A 24,006-nucleotide genomic window follows, 5' to 3' on the forward strand; every position below is an offset into this window, starting at 1 on the left:
GAAGCAGGAACAAGGAAATGGCACAGGACTACGCTCTGCCGCCGAGCGCTGAGGAGAACCGCGCGCTGGTCCGGTCCCGTTTGCGGGAAGTCGAGGCCGGCAGCGGTCCTCGCGAGACACTGACGGTGGAGTGGCGCGGGCACCCTGAGCACCTGGAAGTCATTCAGATGCCGGCGGGGAATCTCTACTACAACCCTGCCACCCATCGCATTCGCGCCCAGTCCAGCCACGACCCCAAGCAGGCGGCAGCACTGGCTGACGACCCCTGGAGCAGCGAGAGCCAGGCGTATTTGGACCGGCTGCTGCAGGTGCTTCCCGCGGATCCGGCAAGGACGGATCCGGAGTTCGACGAACTAGTCGCCAGCCTGAAGGAGTACGGCCAGACAGATCCCGGCCTGATCACCCGTGAGGGCGTCCTCGTCAACGGCAACACCCGCCGCGCAGGTCTGGTCCAGTTGTACGGGCCCACGCACGAGATGCGCGTGGCCGTCCTGCCGGAGAGCTGCGACTGGCAGGACATCGCGGCAATCGAGCTGTCCCTGCAGCTGCGCAAGGAGCACCGCCGCGACTACTCGTACATCAACCGGCTCCTTGCGGTGCAGGAACTCGTTGACCGGGGGACGCCCTTGGCGGTAATCGCCTCAATTTTCCGTACAACAGCGGAGCGGTGCCGGCAGGACCAGTGGGTGCTGGCGAACATCGAGTCGCTGATCGAACGCAGCCGGTCGGCTGGCGGCCAGTTGTCTCTGGTGGCGTTCGAGGACCAGGCGGAGAAGTTCCGCGAGCTCCAGCGCGCCTACGTCAAGCAGTACGCGACGAACCCGGAGAAGGCCGAGCTGCTGCTGGAGAGTCGGCTGGCTGCCATGCTGCTCGGGTTCGCCAAGACCGACGTGCGCTTCATCGGCCACGACTTCAACCAGCGCTACCTGTCGAAGGTGCTTCCCGAGGGCAGTGCACCGGCCGGGCCTGCTGCGAGTACCGCCATCCCGGGTTTGGGTAGGGCGGTTAAGGGCCCCTCCGCCGACCTCAGTGCGGCCAAATCGCTGACCGACACCGTTCTGCGTTTGAGGGTCGCCATCCAGCCTGGCGGATCTGTTGAGCAGGATGCTGCCGATGAAGCGCAGAAGGAGGCAAAAAGACTGCGCGATGCGATGGATGAAGCCATCACATTCGCCGGCCGTGATGCACGCATCCAGAAGCGCAAGCAGGCAGCACCCGCCCGCCTGGCCGATGCAGGCCGGGACATCGAGCAGTGCATCACGGATCTCGTCATGTCCCGGGCTCAGAGCAGCCTTGACGAGGACGCCTTCGACGACGCCGTCACCGACCTCCGGAAGAAACTGCAGAAGCTCGCGCTTGAAGCCAAGCGCACTGTGCAGGATCCCGGTGACGGGGTGACTTGGCTCATCGAGACTCTCGGGAGGGCTCGCTAGATGGCAGGCGAGCCCAGTCTGACGATCGGGTTCGACATCACCCGTACCCGGGCATCGCTGAGGACGGTGCCTGCCTGCCGCAGTGCTCTCGGGCAGATGATCGCCAGCTTTCCCAGCGGACGGATGACAGACCGGTTGTCGGCCGCAGTCCCCGTGGACAGCTTCCTTGCGAGCATCAGCGCGTTGGCTTCCTGGCCTGAACCGGAAAGCGTCGTCTGGGAGGAGGACTTCCGGCGTCTCGTCACAGAGATGCTCGACACCGCTGACGCGGCCGAGAGGCTGCTCAGCGGTGAGGTTGGCGAGGACGCTGTCACTGCCGACCAGATCCCTACCCTGCTCGGGGCAAGCTGGAAGGCCCCTCTGGCCCCGTTCCAGCTGCGAGACACGGCTCGGCTGCTCTCGATGGGCAACGGGGCTAACTTCAGCGTGCCCGGAGCTGGGAAGACCCGGGTCTCCCTGGCCGTCTTCTCAGCACTGAGAGAGCGGGGCGAGGTGTCCCGCATCCTCGTGGTCAGCCCGAAGTCGGCGTTCGAAGCATGGCGGTACGAAGCCGATGCGTGCTTTGCTGAGCCGCTCCAGGCGCATGTGATGGGCAAGGGCTCTCCTCCTTCTGCCGATCTCCTCATCGTCAACTACGAGCGCCTGCACGGGGCGCTGCCTGCGCTCTCCGATTGGCTCAGAGCAGCTCCCGCAATGCTTGTCGTCGACGAAGCCCACCGGATGAAGCTGGGGGGGGCCGGTGTCTGGGGCGCAGCTTGCCTCGCGCTCGGTCCGCTCAGCCGCGTTCGCATGATCCTCAGCGGCACGCCGGCACCGAACGGTGCCAAGGACCTGGAGAACCTCCTGTCCTTCGTGTGGCCAGGCCACGGGCGCAGAGTGGTGACCCAGGCCGTCGACGGCGGCGACCTCGCCTATGCGAGCCAGGTGCTGAGACCCATGTTCACTCGTACGACAAAAGCAGAGCTGGGGCTGCCGCCAGTAGAGCTCCGGCTGCGGCGGCTGGCGATGCCGCCTCTGCACGAAGAGATCTACGAGGCGCTCAAGGCTGGAGGCAAGGTCTCTGCGAGGGCCGCTGCCGACCGCATGGACTTCCAGGCTCTCGGCAAAGCAGTGCTGCGCATGTTGATGGCTGCGACCAGCCCTGCCCTTCTAGTAGGCGGATCGACTCGGTACGAGCCTCTCGAGTTCCGCGTCCCGCCGTTGCAGGCTTCGGAGAACGCCCCTCTGTCGGAACTCCTCCACCGCCTTCCGGAGTACGAGGTGGCACCCAAGTACAAGGAGGTCTTGGCCATCGTTGCGGAGAATGCCTCACTGGGGCGGAAGACCCTGGTCTGGGCGAGCTTCGTCCGCAGCATTACGTCTCTGCAGCGGCTGCTGGCGCCCTTCCAGCCTGCTGCGGTCCACGGTGGCACCCAGGACCGAGAAGCAGAGCTCCGCCGGTTCAGGGAGGATCCTGACTGCTCCGTCCTCATCTCGAACCCTGCGACCCTCGGAGAAGGCATCAGCCTGCACCAGGACTGCCATGACGCGGTCTACATCGATCGCGATTTCCAGGCTGGCCGCTTTCTGCAGAGCCTGGACCGCATCCACCGCCTTGGGCTGAGTCCTGACGTCGAGACCAGGATCACCGTGCTCGCAGCCGCGGGCACGGTCGACGAGATCGTCGCCATGAGACTGGCGAAGAAGCTGGAATTCATGGGCAGGATCCTGGACGACCCCGCAGTGCGCGAGCTCAGCGATCCGGAGGAAGAAGCCCCTGTTGCCGCAGGGATGGACGCGGCCGATATGCGGGCCGTCCTCGAGCATCTTGAAACGGGCGCGCTGTAGGGTTCAGCTCACAGAGTCCCCTCCTGCAGCAACCTCTCCAAGGCATCTGCCTCCCGCTGGAGCACGATGCGGCCGTCCCCGTCGCTGAACGCCATGATGCGGGACCCGGTGCCAAGGCCTGCCTCCGCCAGGAGTCCGATAGGCAGCGAGACCTTCCCGTCTTCGTCGATGCTGAGCTCAGCTGGTTCCCGAATCACAGCCGAAGTGTGCCACTGCTGTCCCGGATGCGACTGCCCTGCTTGCCCGCGGCATGGATAGAGTCCCGTCGTGGATGGCGACGGAACGAGTATGCAGACCCCGCTGTGGCCTCTCGGCGACGACGGCAATGAGGCAGACCGCGAGCTGACTGCTGTGGCGCGGAATCTCCTTGCGGCCGATCCGGACGGCCGCAGGATGGCCGCAGCGGTCCGGCGGAGCATCGACATGCTGCTGGACGGCCAGCACACAGGCCGCTATCGCTGGGGGCAGCTGTACAAAACGGAGAAGGCGCACCTCGGCACGCTGATCGAGATCAACCTGCAGCGTGAATTCGGGTTCGCAGACGGCCGCGACATGGACTACTCGATCGCCGGGATCGACGTCGACTGCAAGTACTCCCAGACCCTGGGCGCCTGGATGATCCCCCCGGAGGCGCTCGGCCACCTGCTGCTTGTGGTCTGGGCCAGCGATGAGCGGTCGAGCTGGTCCGCCGGCTTGGTGCGTGCCCTGCCTGAGCGGCTGAACAGCGGCGGCAACCGGGATGCCAAGAAGACGCTGAGCGCCGCGGGGCGCCAGGCAGTGAAGTGGCTTTTCGACCGGGCTCCGCTCCAGGAGAACATGCTGCTGAGGTTGTCCGGGCCGGACATCGACGCGATCTTCTCCCACAAGAGCGGACAGCGGAGGGTGGACGAGCTCTTCCTGCGCGCCCAGGGCCGACGCGTCAGCCGGACCGTTGTCGCGACCGTGGCCATGCAGGAGGACTATATGAAGCGGGTGCGCTACAACGGCGGGTCGCGTTCGCGGCTCCAACCCCGCGGCATCGTTATCCTGGGCCACTACTCCAGCCACGGCCGCATCGCTGAAGCGCTCGGTTTGCCGGTGCCAGGTCCGGGCGAGTCTGTGAGCGCGCGGCTCGCTGAGGCGCGGCCCGAGCACGGTGCGGCTCCGCGGGTGGAGCTCGACGGGCGGGAGTGGGTCCTCGCCGGGCCTGCTGATCCAGAACAGGCTGTACCGAAGCTGCCGGAGATATGAGCGAGAAGGAAGCAGCGGGAGAGCTCCCGCGGTGGCAACCTCCTGAGGGTTCGTGGGCCTCGTCGGCGGCGAACCGGCGGAGCATGCTCGGCAACCGAAACCGCGACACCGCGCCGGAGCTGCTTCTGCGCTCCTTGGTGCATGCTGCGGGGCTCCGCTACCGCGTCGCTGCCAAGCCGCTTCCGAAGATGCGCCGCACGGCTGACATGGTCTTCCGGCCTGTGAAGGTGGCGGTCTTCATCGACGGCTGCTTCTGGCACGGCTGCCCGGAGCATTTCGTCATGCCCAAGACCAACCGGCCGTATTGGGAGGACAAGATCGGCCGCAATGTCCAGCGCGACCGCGATACGGACGACCGCCTCAGCGAGGCAGGCTGGCTGGTGCTCCGCTTCTGGGCGCATCTCGACCCGGAGGCATGCGCGCGTACTGTCGTCGACACGGTCACCGCACGGCGGCAGGAGGCTGCGGCGCTGAAGCGCCGGGGCAAGCCGACCCTGCCCCCGTGCGGCGAGGGGTGTGGTCCAGCGGTCAGCTGATCTTCGCCTGGTTCACCGCGAAGAGCTCATGCCGCTGATGGCCTTCCTGCCCGACGAATGCCTTGAATTCGCCGAGTTTGTATCCCAGCGCCCCGCTGGAGCGCGGGACGCGCGTGATGATGAAATCCCGCTCCAAGTGGGCGAGATGCCTTTCGACTTCCGGCTCGGACAGGTACTGCCCGTACTTCTCCAGCCGCTTGATGATCTGGTCGATGCCGAGAGGGCGCTCCATGCCACGGAGCAGCTTGTACACCGGGTCGTGGATCGCCTCCGTCGCTTCCACGAGGTCATTCCGCTCCCCTTCCTTCCGCAGGGCTCGCGCAATGGACCGGCCGACGGCCTCGGCGACGGGTGGCGGGAAGGCGTTGCCTACCTGCCGGTAGGTGGTTGTCTTGCGCCCTTCGAAGAACCACTTGTCTTCGGGCTTCCACCCTTGGATGCGGGCGACCATCTCGACGGTGAGTTTCGGCCCGGGCTTGCCCTCAGCAGGCTTCCAGCCTGGCTCGGGGGCTTCGTCTGCGACACCCATGCCATCTACGCCGAGTTTTGCCCACGCTGCCTTGGCCCTGGTCGGGCCGAGGTCCGCGCCACCGTGCTTCTTCGATCCGCCCACGATGGTGGGCGCGATGTCGCCTGCTCCGTCGGCCCAGGCTTTGGCACCTTCCCAGCCCTTGGCTGCCATCAAGCCCTCAAGCGCCGCTCCCACGGTCAGACGGGCATCGGGACGTTCCTCCGGCCAGGAGAAGTACTCTGCGTACTCAGGAAGAAGCGCTACGAGCACGAAGCGCGGACGGAGCTGGGGAACGCCGAAGTCAGAAGCATGGAGCAGCTTCCACTGCGCTGCGTAGCCTGCGCTCTGCAAGGTGTCCAGGACGTTCTGGCGATATGCCGCGAAGCGGTTGGCGCTCAGCCCTCGGACGTTCTCCAGCAGCAGCGCCTTCGGCCGCACCCGCTCGGCGAGGTTGACCGCCCAGGCGAACAGATCGCGCTCGTCCGTTGCCCCGAGCTGCTTGCCCGCGATCGTGAACGGGGGGCATGGGACACCACCGGCGAGCAGGTCCAGCTGCTCGCCGTTCACGGTGCGGTAGTCCTCAGGGGTCCATGTTCCGGGATCTGCTACATCGCCTTCCACCACGTGCCAGGCCGGACGGTTCCGGCGAAGCGTGGAGGCGGCATTCGCGTCGAGCTCTACCGCCAGGGCATGCTCGAAGCCTGCGCGCTCCAAACCGAGGGCCTGGCCACCCGCTCCCGCGCAGATCTCGACCACATGCAGATCCGTCATTCGTCCTCCATACACGCGCACTGCCCACCGCTTGCTCGGCTGCACTCGGCAGGCCGGACTCGAACGTGCGAACGAGTCCGTCTGTCGCACGAACATCCCAGCTGTATGGCAGGAAGTCCACCGAGGCTGGGATGTACAGCTGACCGCGAACGCGACCAGTGGGAATACCCAGTCTAAAGGGCTGGAACCCTGCGGACCGGGGCTCACCGGATGGCTGTGCAAGAGAATCAAAGGACTGCCGTCCGGACGCGGCTCACCTGCAGTTTTTCCCGCTTCGCGCTACGCCGGAGCGATCGCTGCTCCCGGCGGGCAGGCCATTTCCTGCGGACCCGCGGTAGCGGACAGGCTGCGCGTTTGCGGAGCGGGGCGCAGTCAAACGCGCCCCGCCCCAGGTGTATGGCGGTGCACTCGCAGCTCAGCAGGCGGCGCATCTCTCTCCGGCCGATACTTGATCGCGTGGACGGATCACCAGCAGACAGGTCGGAACGGCTCGGCAGCCGTGAATCGGTCGTGGTCCGGTCATTCGCCGAGGGTGACTCCGTTGCGCACCTGACGCGTCTGCTTCACCGCGCCTACTCCGCCCATGCGGCCGAAGGCCGAGTCTTCTTCGCCTCGTATCAGTCGATGGGGGACACGGCCTACAGGCTGGGTGGGGGCGAGTGCTGGCTGGCTCTGCGGGCGGGTGAGCCGGTGGGCACCGTCACGGTGGCGGTTCCGTATAAGGCTCCGGAGGGATATCCGGCTCCGGCGGGGGCGGGGTCGTTCTGGCAGCTCGCGGTGGACCCCTCGTACCGGAGGGCGGGTCTTGGGCAGCGACTGTTGGCCTTGGCGGAGGAACGTATTGCCGCGCTCGGGTCTGCGCAGGTAGTGATTGATACGTCGGCCGAGGCGGTCGATCTGGTCGGTTGGTACCGCAGGCGCGGTTACGTGCCGGTCGGGTCCTGGCGGTGGGGTGTGACGAACTACGAGAGCGTGGTGCTCCTGAAGGAGCTGGCGCCCGGCGGACACGGGCTGTGACACGGACTGCTGGTGCCGCTTGTGGCGGCACCAGCAGTCCGTCGGCTACTGGCCGAGGGCGCGGGCGGCATCCTGAGCAGCAATCGTGAGCGCCTCGTCCAGGGCTTCGGTGCGGCGGCCGCCGGCGCTGGCGAGCGGGCCCTTGCCGCCGGCTCCGCCGCCGACCGTGCGCGCGGCGGGGATGAGGATGTGGCTGGCCTCGGTGCCGGTGCCGTGGAGGCTGCGGGTGACCGCGGCTGCCAGAAGGGCCTTGCCGTCGTGCTCGGTGCCGAGGACGACGACGGCCCGGCCGCCGTCGAGGAGGCCAGCAGTGTGGTGGGCCAGCGTGCGGAGCTCGTCCGGGCCAAGGCCGGTCAACTTCTCGGTGACGACCCGGCCGCCGGTGACGGTGCGGGCGGAGGCGGCGAGCTGGTGGGCGCGGTCTCGTAGTTCGGTCTCGCGGAGGCGGCCGAGTTCCCGTTCGGCGGAGGCGAGGGCGTCGAGGCGCTTGCGGAGGGCGTCGGGGGCGTCCTGGGGGCGGGTGCCGAGGAGGGCGGAGAGTTCTTCGAGGAGGTGGCGCTCGGTGTCGTAGTAGTCGAGGGCGTCGCGGCCGGTGAGGGCTTCGATACGGCGGAGGTTGGAGCCGATGGAGGCTTCGCCGACGATGCGGACGGGGCCGGCGTGGGAGCCGTGGCCGATGTGGGTGCCGCCGCAGAGCTCGCGGGAGAAGTCGCCGATGTCGACGATGCGGACGTGGTCGCCGTACTTCTCGCCGAACAGGGCGGTCGCACCGGCGGCCTCGGCCTCGGCGCGCGAGGCGTGCCAGACGCGTACCTCGGGGTCGGCGAGGAGGTGGTCGTTGACGAGGGCCTCGATGGCGGCGAGCTGGAGGCGGTCGACGGCGGAGAAGTGGGCGAAGTCGAAGCGGAGGCGGCCGGCGTCGACGAGGGAGCCGTGCTGGCGGGCGTGGTCGCCGAGGGTGCGGCGAAGCATGGCGTGCAGGACGTGGGTGGCGGAGTGGGAGCGGGCGACGGCCTCCCGGCGGGCCCCGTTCACGAGGGCCTCGACCTGCTCGCCGGCCCGGATCTCGCCTTCGGCGACGCAGACGGTGTGGACGTGGAAGCCCTCCAGGCCGGGCTTGGTGTCCAGGACCTCAAGGAGCGCGCCGCCGGAGGTGCGGATGGTGCCGGTGTCGCCGACCTGGCCGCCGGACTCGGCGTAGAACGGGCTGCGGTCCAGCACCAGTTCGACGGTGCTTCCTTGCTCGGCGCCGGGCACGACGGTGCCGTCGGAGATGAGGCCGAGGACGGTGGCCTCGGCGTCGAGGCGGTCGTAGCCGACGAACTCGGTACGGCCGTGGCGGGCCGACAGCTCGCGGTAGGCGTCCTGACGGCGCAGCGCCTCGGCGGTCTTGGCCTTGCCGCCGGCCTTGGCGCGTCGCTGCTGTTCGGCGAGCAGGTTGGCGAAGCGGTCCTCGTCGACGGTCAGGCCGGCGTCGCGGGCGGCTTCGACGGTCAGCTCGACGGGGAAGCCGAAGGTGTCGTGCAGTTCGAAGGCGGTCTCGCCGGTCAGGGTCGTGGACCGGTTCTCGTGGCTGCGGGTGATGGCGGCGTTCAGCAGCCGGGTGCCCTGGGCGAGGGTGCGGGTGAAGGACTCCTCTTCGGCGGTGACGACCTGCTCGATGAGGGCGGCCTGGGCGGTCAGCTCGGGCCAGACGCTGCCGAGGTTGGCGATGACGCTGGCGGTGGCAGGGGCGAGGACGGGCTGGTCGATGCCGAGGAGGCGGGCGTGGCGGATCGCGCGCCGCATCAGGCGGCGCAGGACGTAGCCGCGGCCGTCCTTGGCGGGCAGGACGCCGTCGGCGATCAGGTAGGCGATGGAGCGGGCGTGCTCGGTGACGACCTGGAAGGAGACCTTCTCCTCGCCGCTGCCGGGGTAGTCGCGGCCGGCGAGTTCCTGGACGGTCGTGAGGGTGGGGTGGAGTAGGTCGGTGCCGCAGACGTTCTCGACGTCCTGGAGGATCGCCGCGAGCCGGTCGACGCCGAGGCCGGTGTCGATGCTCTGCTGGGCGAGGTCGCCGAGGATCGGGAAGTCGCCCTTCTTGTCGCTCTCACCACGCTGGTACTGCATGAAGACGAGGTTCCAGATCTCCACGTACCGCTCGCCGTCGACGGCCGGTCCGCCCTCGCGGCCGAAGGCCGGTCCCCGGTCGTAGTTGACCTCCGAGCAGGGGCCGCAGGGGCCGGGGACGCCCATGGACCAGAAGTTGTCCTCCATGCCCAGGCGCTGGATGCGCTCGGCGGGGACGCCGATCTTGCGCCAGAGCTGCTCGGCTTCGTCGTCGTCCTGGTAGACGGTGATCCAGAGGCGGTCCTTCTCCAGGTGGTAGCCCTGGGTGAGGAGTTCCCAGGCGTAGGCGATGGCGTCGGCCTTGAAGTAGTCGCCGAAGGAGAAGTTGCCCATCATCTCGAAGAACGTGGCGTGCCGGTTCGTACGGCCGACGTTGTCGATGTCGGAGGTACGGGCGCACTTCTGGATGGTCGTGGCACGAGGGAAGTCCGGGGTGACCTCGCCGAGGAAGTACGGCTTGAACTGGTTCATGCCGGCGTTGGCGAGGAGCAGCGTCGGGTCGGAGGGGATGAGCGGGCTGGACGGGACCTGGCGGTGGCCGCGCGAGGTGAAGAAGTCCAGGAAGGTGGAGCGGATCTGCGTCGAGCGCATGGTGGTGTGGCCCTCACGGAAGAGTCGTGGAGAGATGGGGGTCGATCACACGCCGAGCCGGGCCGAGAACAGGGACTGAGGGGTTCTCAGTTCTCCAGCTCGACGCAGATAGCTCGCGCCCCCACGGTGTAGACCATGACTCCAGATCCGTTGTCTGAGGTGGCGCAGCCGTCACCGGACGCAACGGTCCGCTGCGACTGCGCCACCCAGCGTAGCGGGTCTGGCGTCAAGATCGCTTGGATTTATGCGCCCCGTCGCCCGGTGCCGGTCAGGGACAGGAGCGTTCCGGCGAGGTCGTCGGCGTGGGGGAGTACGACGGCGGCGCCGGCCCGGGTGAGCGTCGCCGGGTCGGAGAAGCCCCAGCCGGAGCCGACCGGGGTCACGCCGGCCGCCCGGGCCGCGTGCATGTCGGACTCCATGTCGCCGACGAACACGGCGTCGCCAGGCGTCACGCCGAGCTTGTCGAGGGCGAGCAGGAGGCCGTCCGGCGCGGGCTTCGGCGCCGCGTCCTCGTAGCAGACGACGACGTCGATCAGGTCGAGGACGGCGGGTGGCAGGAGCCAGTCGACCCGCTGGCGGCTTCGCAGGGTCACGATGCCGGTGCCGACGCCGGCGGCGCGGAGCGCGGCGAGGGTGTCGGCCACGAACGGGAACACCTCGGCGGTGAGGGTGGCCGTGGCCGTCGCCGCGTCCCAGGCGTCCTGGTTGATCGTTCCGGTGTGTCCGAGTTCGGCGAGGACGTGCTCGCGCGGGGTGGTCTCGGCCCCGGCCGGCAGGTCGGCGACGGTGACGCGCCGACCGAGGGCGGAGGTCGCGAAGCCCGCCAGGGTGGCGAGCTGGGCGTGGCGGCTGTCGACGAGGACGCCGTCGAGGTCGAACAGCACGGCCCGTTTCACTTCGAATCCTCCTTCCGGGGCGCGGGCAAGTCGGCCTCGGCGAACAGGGGGTGAAGAGTGACGTTGTGCTCGGCGAGCAGTGTTCGGCCGCCGAGAGGGCGCTCAAGGATGCACAGCGCGTCGGACACCGGCGCCCCCGCGAGCCGTAAAGTCCGGGCCATGGTGAGCAGTTGTGCCCCGGAGCGGACCACGTCGTCGACCAGGACGGTACGGAACCCGTTGAAGGCGGCACCCTCGATCTGGCGCCGGGAGCCGTACGCCTTGGGGCGGCGGCGCAGGAAGACGGCGGGCAGTCCGGTGGCGGCGGACAGGGCGACGACGAGGGGGACACCGCCGAGTTCGATGCCGGCCAGGAGCTGGGCGTCCTCGGGGACGAGCGCGGTCATGGCGGCGGCGGTGTCGCGCAGGAGCGCCGGATCGGCGGCCAGAAGGTACTCGTCGAAGTAGGCGGCGAGCCTGGCGCCGTCGGCGAGCTGGAACGGGGCGGTGACGCAGGCGGTTTCGGCGATCCGGGTGGCCAGTTCGGCCAGGGGCGGCGGCGTCGCGGTGGTGGTCATGCTCCTCCGATCGATGCTGTGCGGAGCGCGGTGAGGCGGGAGCGGAAGGCATCGGCGGACCCGGCGGTGTGGAGGAAGCTGAGGGGCCGGGTGGGCGTCTCGTACAGCCACTTCTCCTCGCGCAGGAAGGCGAGCAGGCGCAGGGTGGTCGACCCGGCGAGGCAGATCGGTACGGGCCGGACGGTGGTCGCGTAGTAGACGGCGGCGGTCAGCTCGTGGAGGGTGCCGATGCCGCCGCCCATGGCGACGATGAGGTCGGCGTGGGCCAGGTAGTGGTTGAGCCGGGTGCCGAGGTCGGGGAGGTGGACGGACGCGGTGGCGTAGGGGTTGAACGCGCCCCAAGTGTCGTGCTTGTCGATGAGGGTCACCGCGGTGACGGCGGCTCCCTGGGAGGAGGCTCCGCGTGCGGCGGCCTCCATGAGGCCGTTGTAGCCGCCGTGCAGGAGCTGGTACCCCGCCTCCGCCAGGGCCCGGCCGATCTCCTCGGCCAGCTTCTCCTCATCGGCGGAGGCGGGGCGGACTCCGCCGAAGAAGACGGCGGTCGGACCCTCGCCCACCGGCCCCGGTCGGCGGGGCGCGCTCACACCAGCTCCTGGTAGCTGCGGTACGCGGCGACGGCGGTCTCCAGGCCGCTCAGCGCCTCGGGACAGGCCCGCTCGACCAGGGCGAGCGTCCGCTCGACGGCCGCGTCGACATCGGCGGCGAGCGGGACGGCCGGTCCGCTGATCGCCGCCTCCAGGTCGCGGAGGCAGACCCGGCCGATCGGGGTGACCGCGATCTCCTCGCGCAGCTGGTACCAGCCCCAGAACCGTGAGGTGGGGGCGAGGGCCGTCTTGATCAGGTCCTTCGTCGCGGTGTGGAGGCGGTGCCATTCGGCGTACGCGATGAACCGCTGGCCCCGCTTGATGCGCTTGTGCAGCAGCACGGCCAGCACCAGGTGCTCGATCAGCAGCTCGGTGCAGGTACGGGGCCGGGCGAGGAACTCGGCCGCGAAGCGCGCTGCCACCGTGCGCTCCTCGGGAGTGGCGGGCGGCGGCTCACGGTCGAGGAGTAAGGCCGTGGACACCCTCGCCCGGAGGCCCGGGACGTGCGACGCGGGCACGAGGTACATGTCGATCTGGTGCAGGCGTCCGTCGTCCGGTACGAGGAAGACCATGCCCACTCCGCCGAGGTCGGCGACGATCGTGTCGCGCCAGCCGGGCAGCAGGGCGCCGGCCTCGACGGACACCAGGTCGTTCAGGGCCTCGACGAAGGCGGGGAGCTGGGCGTCGTGGACGCCGACGACGAAGTCGACGTCCGAGAGGCGGTCGGCGGTGCCGTGGGCGAGCGAGCCGCGGACCATCAGCTGCGTGACGGCGGGGGAGGCGGCCAGGATCTCGGAGAGCCGGGACAGCAGCGGGAGCTGGGCCGGGCGGTTGGCGTAGGTGAGCGCGGCCAGTTGCAGGGTGGACACGGGCGTCCTCCGTTCTGATTTCGGCTTGCGGCCGTGGCGGTCAGGCCGTGAGGGCGAGCAGGCGGCGCTTGGCGGTCGTCCAGCGTGTGGCGGCCTCCTCGTCGCCGAGCGAGGTGTGCACCTCGGCGATCAGGTCGTAGACCGTGCCCACGGGCAGCGCGTAGGTGTAGAAGAGCCGCAGCAGCATCCGCTCGGCCGCGTCGGTGTAGCCGAGGCCGGCCATGGCGCGGGCGGCCTGGAGCCGCTCGGCGAGCACGGTGTGGTCGGCGGTGGGCAGCGCTTCGGCGGCGGCCGGGGCGAGCGAGGGCCGGCGGGCCAGGCGCTGGTAAGCGTCGTCCGCGTACACGTCGGCGATCAGGTGGACCCGGTCCGGGCCCAGCAGGTTGCACACCCCGTGGGCGTACGTCGGCGTCAGCCGCCAGATCCGCCCGCCGGTCATGTGGACCTTGGCGCCGCCGGTGACGAGGAACGCCGACGTGTTGGTGTGCAGGGGGATGTGCAGCCGGTGCCGCTCGACCTGGTCGAGCTCGTCGTAGTCGCGGTGCTCCCACAGGAAGGCGTTGGCCTCCAGCCGGGCGAGCCGCACCCACATGTAGTTCAGGCCCAGCTCGGTCAGGAGCGCGGCCGTGGCCGGCATCTGCGACAGCAGGTCGGTCGGCCGGGCGGCGCAGTCGCCGATCGTCACGTCGGCGGCGTCGCCGGAAGCGTTCATCAGCGAAGTCGTCCACCAGCCCCCGGACTGGTAGGCGCTGTACTCCTCCTTCCAGGGGGCGCGGGCCGTCAGGGCCTCGTGGCGCATCCGCTCCAGCTGAGCGGGGTCGACGGCGTCGAGCTGGGCGATCTGCCCGGCAAGGGCGGTCAGGGTGTCCATCGGTTCCCTCCCGTCACCGGCCCGACGACGAGCGGGGCCGGTGGGTACGCGGTGCTGGATGGGGTGATCAGGCGGAGCCGCTGCCTTGGGCTCCCGATCTGACGCCTCGCGGTCGGAGCACACGCCAGGCGAAGTGGCGTTCAGCATGGCGGTGGGCGGTGCGACATGGATACGACGTCGTCGCCGTCACGGGACCGTCCTCACAGCCGCCCCGCGCCCGGCCCGCGCCCGCCCGGTGGCCGACTCGCGTCATCGTGCGTCATGACCACCGTCATGGCCGCCGTCATCTCGGCCTGGAGCCGTCCGAACGGGTCCGCTGCCGATCGGCCGGGGCTATCGTCGGTTGCAGACGAACGGGTACGGAGAGGATCTGCCGTGGCTGAAACTCCCACGCTCTTACGGGTCTTGACGCTCCGGCGGCACTGGCAGGTCTACGAGACCTTCCGCCTCCGGCTCGAAGCGACGGCGAGCTCGATCGCCGACGACGAGAACGATGCGCGGCTCCGGGGGCTGTCGGTCTCGAAGCGGCAGTTCGAGCGCTGGTACGGCGGCGCGGTCAAGACCCGCCCCTACCCCGACCAGTGCCGGGTGCTGGAAGCGATGTTCGGTGTCGGCGTCGATGTCCTTCTCGCTCCCGCCCCGGCCGCGTCGCGGACCGCACCCGCCTCAGCTGATCCCCCGCTCGTCGTCCCGCCGCCACGGCCGGCTCCTGTCCTCCTCCCCACCGAGCAGGCAGCGGCACTGCCTGTCGGCGGCCCGTTCAGCAGCGAGCCCCGCTTCGACGCGGGCACAACGGAATTGGAAAGGCAGGTCGCGATGGCGGCTCGTCGTGCGCTTCGGTTCACCGCGATGGCGGAGGGCAGCAGCATCGGCCCGGAGACCCTGGGCCAGATCCATGACGAAGTGCGGCGGCTCACCGCCGCGTACCCGAGGCTGGCACTGCCGACGTTGCTCGGCGACCTGGTCGAGGTGCAGGACCTCACCTTCCGCCTCCTGGAGCACGGCCGCGTCAAACCCCTGCAGGCCCGCGAGCTGTACCTGCTCGCCGGGATCACCTCCGGCATGCTCGCCAAGGCCAGCCACGACCTGGGCAACCCGAGCGCCGCGATGATGCAGGCCCGCACCGCCTTCGTGTGCGCCGACAACGCCGACCACCACCCCATGCGCGCCTGGGTCCGCTCCCTGCAGTCGCTCATCTCCTACTGGGCCGGCCGTCCCGCCGAGGCCGCCGACTACGCCACCCTCGGTCAGAGCGTCGCCGGCAAGGTCCGTGGCACGACCGGCGTCTGGCTCGCCTGTCTCTCCGCACGCGCCCACGCCCTGATTGGCGACGCCGACGCCACCCGCACCGCCATCCAGCAGGCCGAGGACGCCCGCGCGGCCGTCGAACCCGACGACTTCGACGCCTTCGGCGGCATCATGACCTTCCCTGTACCCCGGCAGCTGTACTACGTCGCCGAGGCCACCGTGCACCTCGGCGACGACCCGGCACTCGGCGAGAGCCGCTCGGAGGCCGCCGTCACCGCGTACCGCGACGCCGCCGAGGACGAGTGGGCCTTCGGCGACGAGGCCGGCGCGCAGACCGACCTCGCCCTCGCCCGCATCGCCCGCGGTGAGATCGAGGGCGCCGTCGAAGCCGTACGACCCGTCCTCGACCTCCCCATCGAGCAGCGGAACTTCGGCATCACCAGCAGCGCCCAGCGCGTCCACGTTGCCCTGCACGCCGACGGGCACCGCAACGGCGGCGCGGCGGCTGGTCTGCGCGAGGAGATCGAAGCCTTCACCGCCACCCCGACCTCCGTCCTCGTCCGATGAACCCGCAGGTAGGCTCCGCGCCCATGACCCCAGTCCACCTGACCGGCCCGAACCTGGCCCTGCGCGAAGTCGAGCCCGAGGACACCGACGCCATCCTGGCCATCTACGGCGACCCCGAGGCCACCCGGTACCTCAGCTTCGAACCCCGCACCCCCGAACAGGTCCAGGCAATCGTCGACCGGTCCATCGCCTCCGCCACGGACACCCCGAGGACTGAGTACTGCCTCGCCATCACCCGGCGCGGCGAGCACCGGCTGATCGGCTACGCGCGCCTGGCGACCGAACCGCAGCAGGCGGCCACCATCGGCTTCGCCCTGCACCCGGCTGAGTGGGGCAAGGGACTCGGCACGGAGACCGTCCACCTGCTGTGCGCGCTCGGGTTCCGGACGCTCGGCCTGCACCGCATCTGGGCGGCCCGTTCCCCTCTCAACGAGGCGTCCGCGCGGACCCTTCTGCGGGCGGGTATGACTGAGGACGGCCGCATCCGCGATCACGTCTTCGTCCGCGGAGCGTGGCGGGACTCGATCACCTACTCGATCCTGGAGGACGAGTGGGCCCCGATCGGCGACCTGGGCACCGGTCCGGTGCCGGGGGCGAGCCGGTGATCACCGAGGCCGGCTTACGGCACCATCTGGTGATCCCGGGCATCGCCGAGTTCGCACGAGGCGGCCTGCCCGACCCGCCGGCCACCGACGACGGCAACGACTGGGTCGACGGCGTCTGCTGGCTCTACTGCGGACAGCAGCAGACCAGGGTCCTGTGGATCGGTCCGGCCACCGTCGCCGGAGCCCAGGCCCGCATGTACGCCTGCGGTGCCTGCATCAAGGAACTCCAGGCACGCATCTGGCACTCCCTCCGGACGCATGACTCGCCCGCCCGCCTCGCGCAGTCGCCGGGGCACGGTCCCGAGCACCGCTTCGGGACGAGGGGGCGGGGCCGTCACCGCCGTAGTCGCTGACCGGTAGACCGCCTGAGAACCGTCCTGTTCGGAGGAGGCAAGCCCCTTGGGGCCGGCGCATTCGGCGCCGGCCCCAAGGTGTGTGGCGCATCAGGCCAGGGTGATGAGGGACTGGGCGAGGGAGCGGGCTTCGGGTGCGAGACCGTCGAGGATGTCCCGGGCATAGGGCGTGCCGGGTCGGGCGGCGAGGTCCTGGATGACGGTCCACTGCTCGGCGATGAGATGGAGAGCCTGCCTGGATCGCTGGATAGTGTCCCGTCGGTGGACAGCGAACTCCTCGGCACGCTGGTGTGCCTCGGGCCAGGTGATGTCTCCCCGTTCGACGAGCTCGGCCAGAGGCGGGGTGGTGTCGCCATCGGCGAGACGCGCGGTGTCGGCATTGATCACGTACTGCCAGAGCCGTTCTGTCTCCAGCCGCTCGTTCAGCGCGGCTGTGGCGTCGGCGAGGGTGATCTCGCTTTCGGTTACCTGCTCGGCGAGGTCGGGGGCGTGCTCGCGGAGGCGGTCGTACTGCTTCTGTAGGGCTACGGCCCGGGCCTTGCGCTCGGAGACTGTGTTGTAGGCGTTGTCGAGGCTGAGGGTGCCGGTGCGGACCTGTTCGGCGAGGTCGGGGGAGTGCTTGAGGACGACGTTGGCGGCGGACAGGCGGCTGCGGCTGAGGCCGTGGAGCTTGGCCAGGTCCCGCAGGGAGTGTCCCGAAAATGAACACGCCATCACGGTGATCACGGCCTCCTGCCCCTTGCTGAGGTGTCGGCGGAATATGTTCTTGGAGAAGATCAGCGCTGTGGGGTCGTCTCCGGTGTAGGTGGTGAAGCGGGGCTCGACGCCGGCGATCTCGCAGGCGGCCAGACGGTTGCGGCCGTCGAGGAGGACGCCGTCGGCGTCGAGGACGATGTCCTCGTGTTGGCCCTCGGTCCTGATGGACTCGGCGAGGTCGAGCAGCTCGCCCTGGCTGAGCATCGGGAACAGGCTGGTGACGGGGTGGATCTTCAGGGTGTGCTCCTTATCGGATGACGGGATGGGATTCAGCGTGTACGGCGCTGCTGGTCGGTGCGGACGGGACGGTAGGTAGCCGACTGGGGTGCCGGGCCACGGCTGGTGGTGCGTTGGGTCAGGTCGGCGAGGCGGTGCAGCCGCCAGGTGAGGACTTCACTGACGCTGGTGGCGGTGTCGAGTTCTCGTTGGGCGGTGGCCTCAGTGAGAAGGGCGGCGGGGCTGTGGCCGGCGGCGCCGGCTTGGGCGAGGGTGGCTGCGAGGGCGGGCCAGCCGGGCTCGGCGAGGATCTGTTCGGCCTGTTCCGGGAGCGCTCGGCGCACGGTCGCCGCTTGCTGACGGCGAATCCACTCGGGCAGCTCGGTTCCACGCTGGTGGATCACGGCCAGCGGCTCGGCTGCCGCGACCTGGTACGCGGCCTGGAGGTGCTCGGCTGCCTGTCGTGCGGCCTCCGCCTGTTGGTTGTGGCCGCGGGTGCGGTGCCAGTGCTGAGCGGCCACGGCCGCCAGCAGAACGGCGTCGAGGAGGACCGCGAGGAGGACTCCGTCCTTCGGGGCGGGTTCACGCAGGATCGCCTTCACCGCGCTGCGGGTGGCCTGAGCCTGCTGGTGCTGGGCGCGGATGCGAGAGCGGCTGGCCCGCTCGAAGGCGGTGGCTGCCTGCAGGAGTCCGGGCCGCAAGGCCGGAGGGGCGGCCAGGGGTAGGACGTCGAGGGTTTCGGCGAGCACGGTGATGTGCGCCTGTCCGGCCTCGTCCTCGCTGTGGTCGAGGAGCTCGGGCACCCGGTCGGTGGCCCGGGCGACGCGACGCCAGGCATGGGACTCCGGCGGTGCCGCTGGACTGGTGTCGGTGGCGGTGAGGCGTTCATTGATCTTGGGGTAGGAGAGGTCGGGGGCGAGGGTGGAGCCGGAGAACCAGACGGGCTGGCCGTCCTTGTTGGTGTCGTCGGCGAGGGCGACCTTGTAGCCGCGGATGTCGCCGGAGGGGAATCGCTGGATCTCCACGAGAACCCCGGAGCCTTCGAGGAGGCGGAAGAACTCCTCTGGTGTCGTGGCTGCTGCGAGGAGGGTGCGGGCGGTGGTGCGCAGGCGTTCGCGGGCGGTTGTGGCTCGGCCTGTGCGCTGGGCTTTCTCCCGTTCGGCGCGGGTGGGGCGCTTGGCGGCGGTGCGGTCGCCGCGCGGCACCTGCCGCAGCCCGTATTCCTTCTCGATGGCGACGAGTTCCTTGTCGGCGCGCAGGAAGTCGTTCCAGTTCCGGGGCGGGCGGAGGTCTCCTCGGACCTTGGTGGCGACGATGTGGATGTGGTCGTCGGCGTGGCGGACGGCGACCCAGCGGCAGGCGTCGGGGTCGCCGGCGGGGGCGATGCCGGTGGCATCGAGGATGCGGCGGGCGATGGTGGCCCACTCGTCGTCGGTCAGGTGGCGGTCCTCGGGCGCGGCGCGGATCGAGCAGTGCCACACGTGGTTCTTCGGCGCCTTCGAGCCGGCCTGCTTGACCCGCAGGTCGAGGACGTCGGCGAGCTGGGCGAGTGTGGCGGCGGGGTTGCGGCCGGGGTCAGGCACGAAGTCGTCCCACGCGGCGACGAGGTGGGGGTCGGTGTGTTCGTTGGCGCGGCCGGGCCCGTAGAGATAGTTCAGGACGCCCCGGGTCTTGTGGCCGGGCTTGACGATGTTCGCGATCAATCAGGCCGCCCAACGGTTTGTGGCGGCCACGATGGCGGCGACGTCGACAGCCGTGACCGCCTCCTGGACCAAGGCCGCCAGCCGTCCGGCCTCGGCAAGCACAGCGGCGTCCATGGGGTGTGTCGTCCCGCCTTCGTTGAGGCGTTTGGCGATCTGGTTCGCGTTCGTGCCGACCCTGTAGACCTGCTTGCGCAGGGCGGCGTACTCGTCGATCAGGTCGTCGACGGGGGTGCGCTGCTCGGGCAGGGTGAGGTCGTCGTTGAGGTGGGCCATGACGATGGCGCCGACGAGGTGCGCGCCGGCCAGACCGAGGCGACGGGCTTCGTCGAGGATCGCCCGCTTCTCGTCGATGCTGTAGCGGACGTCGACGCGCTCCTTGCGCTGCACGTCCTGGTGGGCGCGGCGGCGGGCGACACGGCGCAGCGCGGCCTCGTCGGCGGCACGCGCACCCCCTGTCCCCGGTGCGCCCTCGCGCCGGGGGCCTGCCTCCGCCACCCCCGGGGCGGAGGCTTCCACGTTGGACCGGCCCTTGGACGGTCCAACGTCATACCTTGCTCCGCCAGGAGCTGCCGTCATCCCGAATGCACGCCGCCAATGGTCCATCAGGGTAGATGACTTCGAAGGCGGTGAGGGTGTGTCGTCGTGGTGCTGCGGGGCCGCTGTCATGGGTCGTTCTCCTGCGGGGTGAGGTGAGTGGGGTGGTCGGCTCGCGGTCTCGGGGCAGGCGCCTACCGGGGCGTGGCGTGGGCGGCTGGCTGGTCCCCCGGGCAAGGCGTGCGGGGCCGGTCCCCGCAGCCCTTCGGGGACCGGGCCGCCGCGGACCACCGGGACCAGGGGAATCGGGGACCGTCCCGAACTGGGACCGGAAGGAAATGGGGGACCGTCCCGAGCCCGGGGACTGCGGGAGAAGGATCGGGGACCGGACCGGGGACCGTCCCCGTGGACGCGGTGGGGGACCGGTCCCCTCCCGTCCCGGAATCCGATGACCTCACGGTCCCCGATCGGACATGGGGACGGTCCCCAAATGGTGGGGACCATCACGACGGTCCCCACCATCTGGGGATGTCGGGCGGGCAATTGGGGGCCGAGTCACCTATAGGCCATCTGACCTGCGGAAAGCGTTCCGGGACGGTCCCGATGTGGGGACCGTCCCCATGTCCTTCGCAGGGGACCGTGGTGGTTGCGGGGAGGGTCCCCGTCGCCGGGCGGCAATCCGGGACCGTCCCCGATCGTCTGGGGACGGTTCCCTTGGCGGGACCGAGGTGTGGATTTGGGGACGGTCCCGCTCGGGTGGGACCGAAACGTCGCGATAGGACGGTCCCCAAGGGGCACCGGGACCGTGGCGCATGGGGGACCGTAGTCGTCAGGCTGCCAGCGGGGGTGCGCGTCGGCGGTCCGGGCCGGTGAGGATGACGCAGGTGGTCATCTCTGCCAGGCGGGAGGCGACGCGGTCCCCGACTGCGGTGCGGAGTTCCACGATCGGCAGGTTGGTGGTGATCAGGGTCGGGAGCATCTCGGTGTAGCGGCGGTTGATCAGCCGGTACGTCAGCTCCTCGGTCCACTCGGACTGCTTGGCCGCGCCGAGGTCGTCCAGGATCAGCAGCGGGCACCTGCCGAGCTCTTGGATCTCCCGCTCGGGGTCGTGGTTGGGCCGGGGCCGGAGCTGGGCGTAGAGGTCGGCGGAGGTGACCGCCCGCCAGCGCAGGCGCGTACTCCGGCGGCCAGCAGCGAGCGGACGGCTCCGTAGGCCTGATGGGTCTTGCCGATGCCGGTGGGTCCGGCGATCAGCAGCGAGGGGCCGTAGGAGATGCCCCGGGTACCGGCCGGCCCGCTTCGCCCGGCGCGGGTGACCGCCTCCACCCAGCCCAGGACTTCGGGTTGCGTGGCGAGTGCCTCGCGGTAGCGGGGCGGGATGCGGCGGTCGTCGATGCCCACTGCGGCTTGGGCGACGGCCCGTGACAACCGCCGTGCGATGCGCCGGCCGCGCCACCCGCTGCGCTGCTTCGGGGTGCGCTCGGCGAGGCGCGCGGCCAGGGCGACGGCCTTGCGGGTGGCGCGATCGCGGGTGATCTGTGCCGCGTCGCGATCGCGTTCGGCGATGCCCAGGCGGGAGAGCAAGCGTTCGCGTATCTCGCGGCCGGTCCGGGCGAGGATGCTGTGGGAGGCGGCTTCCGGCTTGTGGAGGCGTAGCTCGATGCCCATGGCCTGGTGCCAGAGCAGTGCGGCCAGGACCGGGCCCACGAAGGCTCGCACGGTGCCGCCGACCAGGCCGGACTCGGCGTACGCGGGGATCACCTGCACGGTGGTGATCACCCAGGTCAGGGTGCCCGGCAAACCGGGTGCCTGCTTGGGGCCGTGGAGGTTCTGCCGTGCCAGCAGCGCCGTGACGAACAGGGCGAACTCCGCGGCGGCGAACATGGCGGCGCGTTCGGCCGTGCCGCTCATGTCCAGGTAGTCGGCGGCGAACCGCCAGCTGGTGTCGGCGCTGTACGCGGTGCAGCCGACCGCGGCCAGCGCGGCGATGGTGACGGCGGGCGACGCAGGCTTGCGGATGCCGCCGTTCCGACGTGTGCGCTGCTGTGCCAGCCGCCTGATCAGCAGGGCGGGGCAGGTCAGTGCGAGTGCGATGAGAGTGAGGGACGTGGCGTTCCAGTGCCCGAGTTCGGGCAGCGCGAGTGGTGTCATGCAGGGGTCTCCGGAGACCCGCCCGCGCCATGCAGGCACGGGCGGGCGGTGTGGTGATGGCGATGAGGTGGGGAGGCGGCGCCGGAGGCGGGCGAGGCCGTTGCGACGAGACCAGGAGCACGGTGGGGTGGCCGACCCGGAGGCCGGACCGGCACGAGCGGGGGGCGGCTCAGCGTCTGCTGGAGCGAGCGGGACCCGAAGGGGGAGTGCCGATGCCGCCCGCCACGCCTGTGGTCGGGCGTGGCGGGGCCGACTGCCGGGTGGGAGCCGTGGCGGCGACGGCTTCGCGGCCCGCACGACCGGACCGGTAGGGCGCGAGCTGGGCGCGTACCGCTGGAGGGATGACGGATCCGACGGAGCGCAGGCGGGCCTCGACGTCAGGGTGTGGGTCGGCGGTGAGCTCGTGGAGGGTGGACGGTGCTGTCTCGCCGACCGCGACGGCGCGCCGGTTTCCGCGCAGTTCGGATAGGTATGCGGTCACGTCGTCCGGATCCGCGACCGGGAGGGGATCGGTGTGCCGTGCCAGGCGGTCGCGGCGGTAGGCGTCCCACTGGCGGGCGATGTCCACCGGCATGATCCGAAATCCGGAGGTGCGGGTGTGCGCCGTTACCGCTTCGCGGACGTCCCAGCCGTGGGCGGTGAAGGGAACGTCGGCCAGGATCTCGTGCCACTGGGCGATCTGGTCACGGGCAGTGCCGCTGTCCGTGTGGGCGGTGCGGGTGTCGAGGCGTCCGACGTAGGCGAGCAGGATGGCGATCTCTCGGAGGTCCAGGGTAGTTATTCCGTTCCGGTAGGGGTGTCATGGGCTTCAAACTCGGTGAGGGCGTCGAGCAGGGCGCTGGTGTGCTGTTCGGCGCGGGTCCTTCCGGTCGCAGGACCGGTGGAGGCGCCGCCTGGCAGGGAGCGCAGGTGCGGGCGGCCAGGAGCGGGAGTGTGTTCGCGGGTGATCCACTCGCGCCAGTCGGCGGACCAGGCGGCGGCGTTGCGCGGTCCCCAGACCGCCCGGTAGTTGCGCCACTTCTCGTCAGCCGTTCGCAGGGCTTGCTCGCCGAGCCGGCCGAGGTGGCCTTGTTGCCGCAGCCACGTCTCGGTGGCGTCGTCGATGTGCCACTGGGCGGCGGGGATGAGCGGGGAGCTGCTGCTCTTACTACCGTTCATCTGTAGTTCTCTACTGTTCTGGGGGTCGGATTCCGGCCCCCGGCCGGGCTGGAATCCGGTCCCCCCAGGGGTTGGATTCCGGTCCCCGGGGCCGGCTTCCGGCCCCTCTGCAAATGGCTTCGACGGGCTGGATTCCGGCCCGGTGGGGGCCGGATCCCGGTCCCTCGCTGTGGCCTGCTCGGCGAGGAACCGAGCCGCGTGGGGGAGGTGGTAGTACCTCTCGCCGCGAGGGCCCTTGCGATCCTCGATCCACGCCAGCTCGCCGCTGGCGATCAGTTTGTCGAGGGCGTCCCGCACGGCGCTGCGGGACGCGTTGGCCCGCTTCATGAGGGCGGGGACCGAGGCGTACGCGATGCAGCGGCCATCGACGCATCGGTCGGCGATCAGCACGAGGATCATGCGGGCGGTGCCCTTGCTGCGGCTGTGGTCCCACACCCATGCGCGGGCGTCGTGACTCATCGGGTGGCGGCTCCTTGGTAAGGGCGGGCAGGGGGTAGCCCGTTTCGGGTGGGGGAAGGGGAGGGTGGGGTGTGACGGTTGCGGCCTGCCGGCGTGCGGTGCTGGCAGCTTCGCTGCCCGGCTTTGGAGAGCCGGGGCTTGCCGTGTCCCCCGGGGTCAGCGTCCGGGGCGCATGGACAAGACAGCCACATTGGTTCGCGCAAGTCCAGCATTCCACCGAGAAAGCAAACAGCTCACGGCGAACATGTCCCAGTGGGTGTGTAAAAACGGTAAACCCGAATCCCCGGTTGACCAAATAGCTCGGGAATTGGCGGGACGAATAGGGCAAGTCGCAACGCTTCGGCAATGACCGCGCCACTCCCCGCCTCTACCTCCAGGTGCTCTATCTGTGCAGGTTGGAAGGGTGCGAACTATGGGCGATCCTCCAGCCGACGGACCTGACGGGTCATTATTT

General features: G+C 70.0%; 19 protein-coding genes and 2 pseudogenes. 8 read left to right on the forward strand and 13 right to left on the reverse strand.

Annotation, left to right across the window (positions count from 1 at the left end; translation table 11 throughout):
- The first annotated feature begins 17 nt into the window (after positions 1 to 17).
- The 4 genes from R4Z63_RS17050 to R4Z63_RS17065 all read left to right on the forward strand — a co-directional run bounded on the left by R4Z63_RS17050 (position 18) and on the right by R4Z63_RS17065 (position 5,026).
- Positions 18 to 1,433: a ParB N-terminal domain-containing protein gene (locus tag R4Z63_RS17050; RefSeq protein ID WP_384446025.1), complete on the forward strand. Its 1,416-nt coding sequence runs from the start codon at positions 18 to 20 to the stop codon at positions 1,431 to 1,433.
- A complete protein-coding gene (locus tag R4Z63_RS17055; RefSeq protein WP_384446026.1) occupies positions 1,434 to 3,260 on the forward strand; it encodes a DEAD/DEAH box helicase in 1,827 nt (608 codons plus the stop codon). It begins immediately after the preceding gene.
- A 267-nt stretch (positions 3,261 to 3,527) separates the two neighbouring features.
- Positions 3,528 to 4,490 carry a NaeI family type II restriction endonuclease gene (locus R4Z63_RS17060; protein WP_384446027.1) on the forward strand — a complete coding sequence of 321 codons (963 nt, stop codon included), beginning with the start codon at positions 3,528 to 3,530 and terminating at the stop codon, positions 4,488 to 4,490.
- Complete coding sequence (locus tag R4Z63_RS17065) at positions 4,487 to 5,026, forward strand: very short patch repair endonuclease (protein WP_384446028.1); 540 nt, start codon at positions 4,487 to 4,489, stop codon at positions 5,024 to 5,026. Before R4Z63_RS17060 ends, R4Z63_RS17065 begins: the two co-directional genes overlap by 4 nt.
- On the opposite strand, the gene R4Z63_RS17070 is transcribed toward R4Z63_RS17065, so the two are convergent.
- Positions 5,019 to 6,308 carry a DNA cytosine methyltransferase gene (locus tag R4Z63_RS17070; RefSeq protein ID WP_384446029.1) on the reverse strand — a complete coding sequence of 430 codons (1,290 nt, stop codon included), beginning with the start codon at positions 6,306 to 6,308 and terminating at the stop codon, positions 5,019 to 5,021. The two genes, R4Z63_RS17065 and R4Z63_RS17070, sit on opposite strands and share 8 nt — an antisense overlap.
- Before the next feature lie 456 nt (positions 6,309 to 6,764).
- On the opposite strand from R4Z63_RS17070, the gene R4Z63_RS17075 reads away from it, so the two are divergent.
- Positions 6,765 to 7,325: a GNAT family N-acetyltransferase gene (locus R4Z63_RS17075; protein WP_384446030.1), complete on the forward strand. Its 561-nt coding sequence runs from the start codon at positions 6,765 to 6,767 to the stop codon at positions 7,323 to 7,325.
- A gap of 45 nt (positions 7,326 to 7,370) precedes the next feature.
- On the opposite strand, the gene alaS is transcribed toward R4Z63_RS17075, so the two are convergent.
- From alaS to R4Z63_RS17105, 6 genes are all read right to left on the reverse strand, one after another.
- Positions 7,371 to 10,025 (reverse strand): alanine--tRNA ligase, encoded by a 2,655-nt coding sequence (alaS, locus tag R4Z63_RS17080; RefSeq protein ID WP_384446031.1) that lies wholly within the window; start codon positions 10,023 to 10,025, stop codon positions 7,371 to 7,373.
- A gap of 242 nt (positions 10,026 to 10,267) precedes the next feature.
- A complete protein-coding gene (locus R4Z63_RS17085; protein WP_384446032.1) occupies positions 10,268 to 10,921 on the reverse strand; it encodes an HAD family hydrolase in 654 nt (217 codons plus the stop codon).
- A complete protein-coding gene (locus tag R4Z63_RS17090) occupies positions 10,918 to 11,478 on the reverse strand; it encodes an orotate phosphoribosyltransferase (protein ID WP_384446033.1) in 561 nt (186 codons plus the stop codon). The genes R4Z63_RS17085 and R4Z63_RS17090 overlap by 4 nt, the downstream gene beginning before the upstream one ends.
- A complete protein-coding gene (locus R4Z63_RS17095; protein WP_384446034.1) occupies positions 11,475 to 12,062 on the reverse strand; it encodes an LOG family protein in 588 nt (195 codons plus the stop codon). Before R4Z63_RS17095 ends, R4Z63_RS17090 begins: the two co-directional genes overlap by 4 nt.
- Positions 12,059 to 12,931: a hypothetical protein gene (locus tag R4Z63_RS17100; protein WP_384446035.1), complete on the reverse strand. Its 873-nt coding sequence runs from the start codon at positions 12,929 to 12,931 to the stop codon at positions 12,059 to 12,061. The genes R4Z63_RS17095 and R4Z63_RS17100 overlap by 4 nt, the downstream gene beginning before the upstream one ends.
- A 40-nt stretch (positions 12,932 to 12,971) precedes the next feature.
- Entirely contained in the window at positions 12,972 to 13,802 is an 831-nt protein-coding gene (locus R4Z63_RS17105; RefSeq protein WP_384446036.1) for an aspartyl/asparaginyl beta-hydroxylase domain-containing protein, read from the reverse strand.
- A 375-nt stretch (positions 13,803 to 14,177) separates the two neighbouring features.
- On the opposite strand from R4Z63_RS17105, the gene R4Z63_RS17110 reads away from it, so the two are divergent.
- Genes R4Z63_RS17110 through R4Z63_RS17120 form a run of 3 tightly spaced genes read left to right on the forward strand, consistent with a single transcriptional unit; the run spans position 14,178 to position 16,575 of the window.
- A complete protein-coding gene (locus R4Z63_RS17110) occupies positions 14,178 to 15,617 on the forward strand; it encodes an NsdA family TPR-like regulatory protein (protein WP_384446037.1) in 1,440 nt (479 codons plus the stop codon).
- A gap of 23 nt (positions 15,618 to 15,640) precedes the next feature.
- Positions 15,641 to 16,222, forward strand: a complete 582-nt coding sequence (locus R4Z63_RS17115) for a GNAT family N-acetyltransferase (protein ID WP_384446038.1) — start codon at positions 15,641 to 15,643, stop codon at positions 16,220 to 16,222.
- On the forward strand, positions 16,219 to 16,575 hold the full coding sequence (locus R4Z63_RS17120) for a hypothetical protein (protein ID WP_384446039.1): 357 nt from the start codon (positions 16,219 to 16,221) through the stop codon (positions 16,573 to 16,575). Before R4Z63_RS17115 ends, R4Z63_RS17120 begins: the two co-directional genes overlap by 4 nt.
- Positions 16,576 to 16,665: 90 nt before the next feature.
- On the opposite strand, the gene R4Z63_RS17125 is transcribed toward R4Z63_RS17120, so the two are convergent.
- The 6 genes and pseudogenes from R4Z63_RS17125 to R4Z63_RS17150 all read right to left on the reverse strand — a co-directional run bounded on the left by R4Z63_RS17125 (position 16,666) and on the right by R4Z63_RS17150 (position 23,552).
- Positions 16,666 to 17,535, reverse strand: a complete 870-nt coding sequence (locus tag R4Z63_RS17125) for a plasmid replication/partition related protein (protein WP_384446040.1) — start codon at positions 17,533 to 17,535, stop codon at positions 16,666 to 16,668.
- Between the two features lie 65 nt (positions 17,536 to 17,600).
- A complete protein-coding gene (locus tag R4Z63_RS17130; protein ID WP_384446041.1) occupies positions 17,601 to 19,250 on the reverse strand; it encodes a relaxase/mobilization nuclease domain-containing protein in 1,650 nt (549 codons plus the stop codon).
- On the reverse strand, positions 19,251 to 19,766 hold the full coding sequence (mobC, locus tag R4Z63_RS17135; protein ID WP_384446042.1) for a plasmid mobilization relaxosome protein MobC: 516 nt from the start codon (positions 19,764 to 19,766) through the stop codon (positions 19,251 to 19,253).
- An 847-nt stretch (positions 19,767 to 20,613) separates the two neighbouring features.
- Positions 20,614 to 21,224 (reverse strand): annotated as a pseudogene (locus R4Z63_RS17140) (ATP-binding protein).
- A gap of 982 nt (positions 21,225 to 22,206) precedes the next feature.
- Positions 22,207 to 22,707, reverse strand: a pseudogene (locus R4Z63_RS17145) (zinc finger domain-containing protein); the annotation flags it as partial.
- A gap of 5 nt (positions 22,708 to 22,712) precedes the next feature.
- Positions 22,713 to 23,552 (reverse strand): helix-turn-helix domain-containing protein, encoded by an 840-nt coding sequence (locus tag R4Z63_RS17150; protein ID WP_384446044.1) that lies wholly within the window; start codon positions 23,550 to 23,552, stop codon positions 22,713 to 22,715.
- Between the last annotated feature and the right edge of the window lie 454 nt (positions 23,553 to 24,006).

Source organism: Streptomyces sp. PL-29 (genome assembly GCF_058344425.1).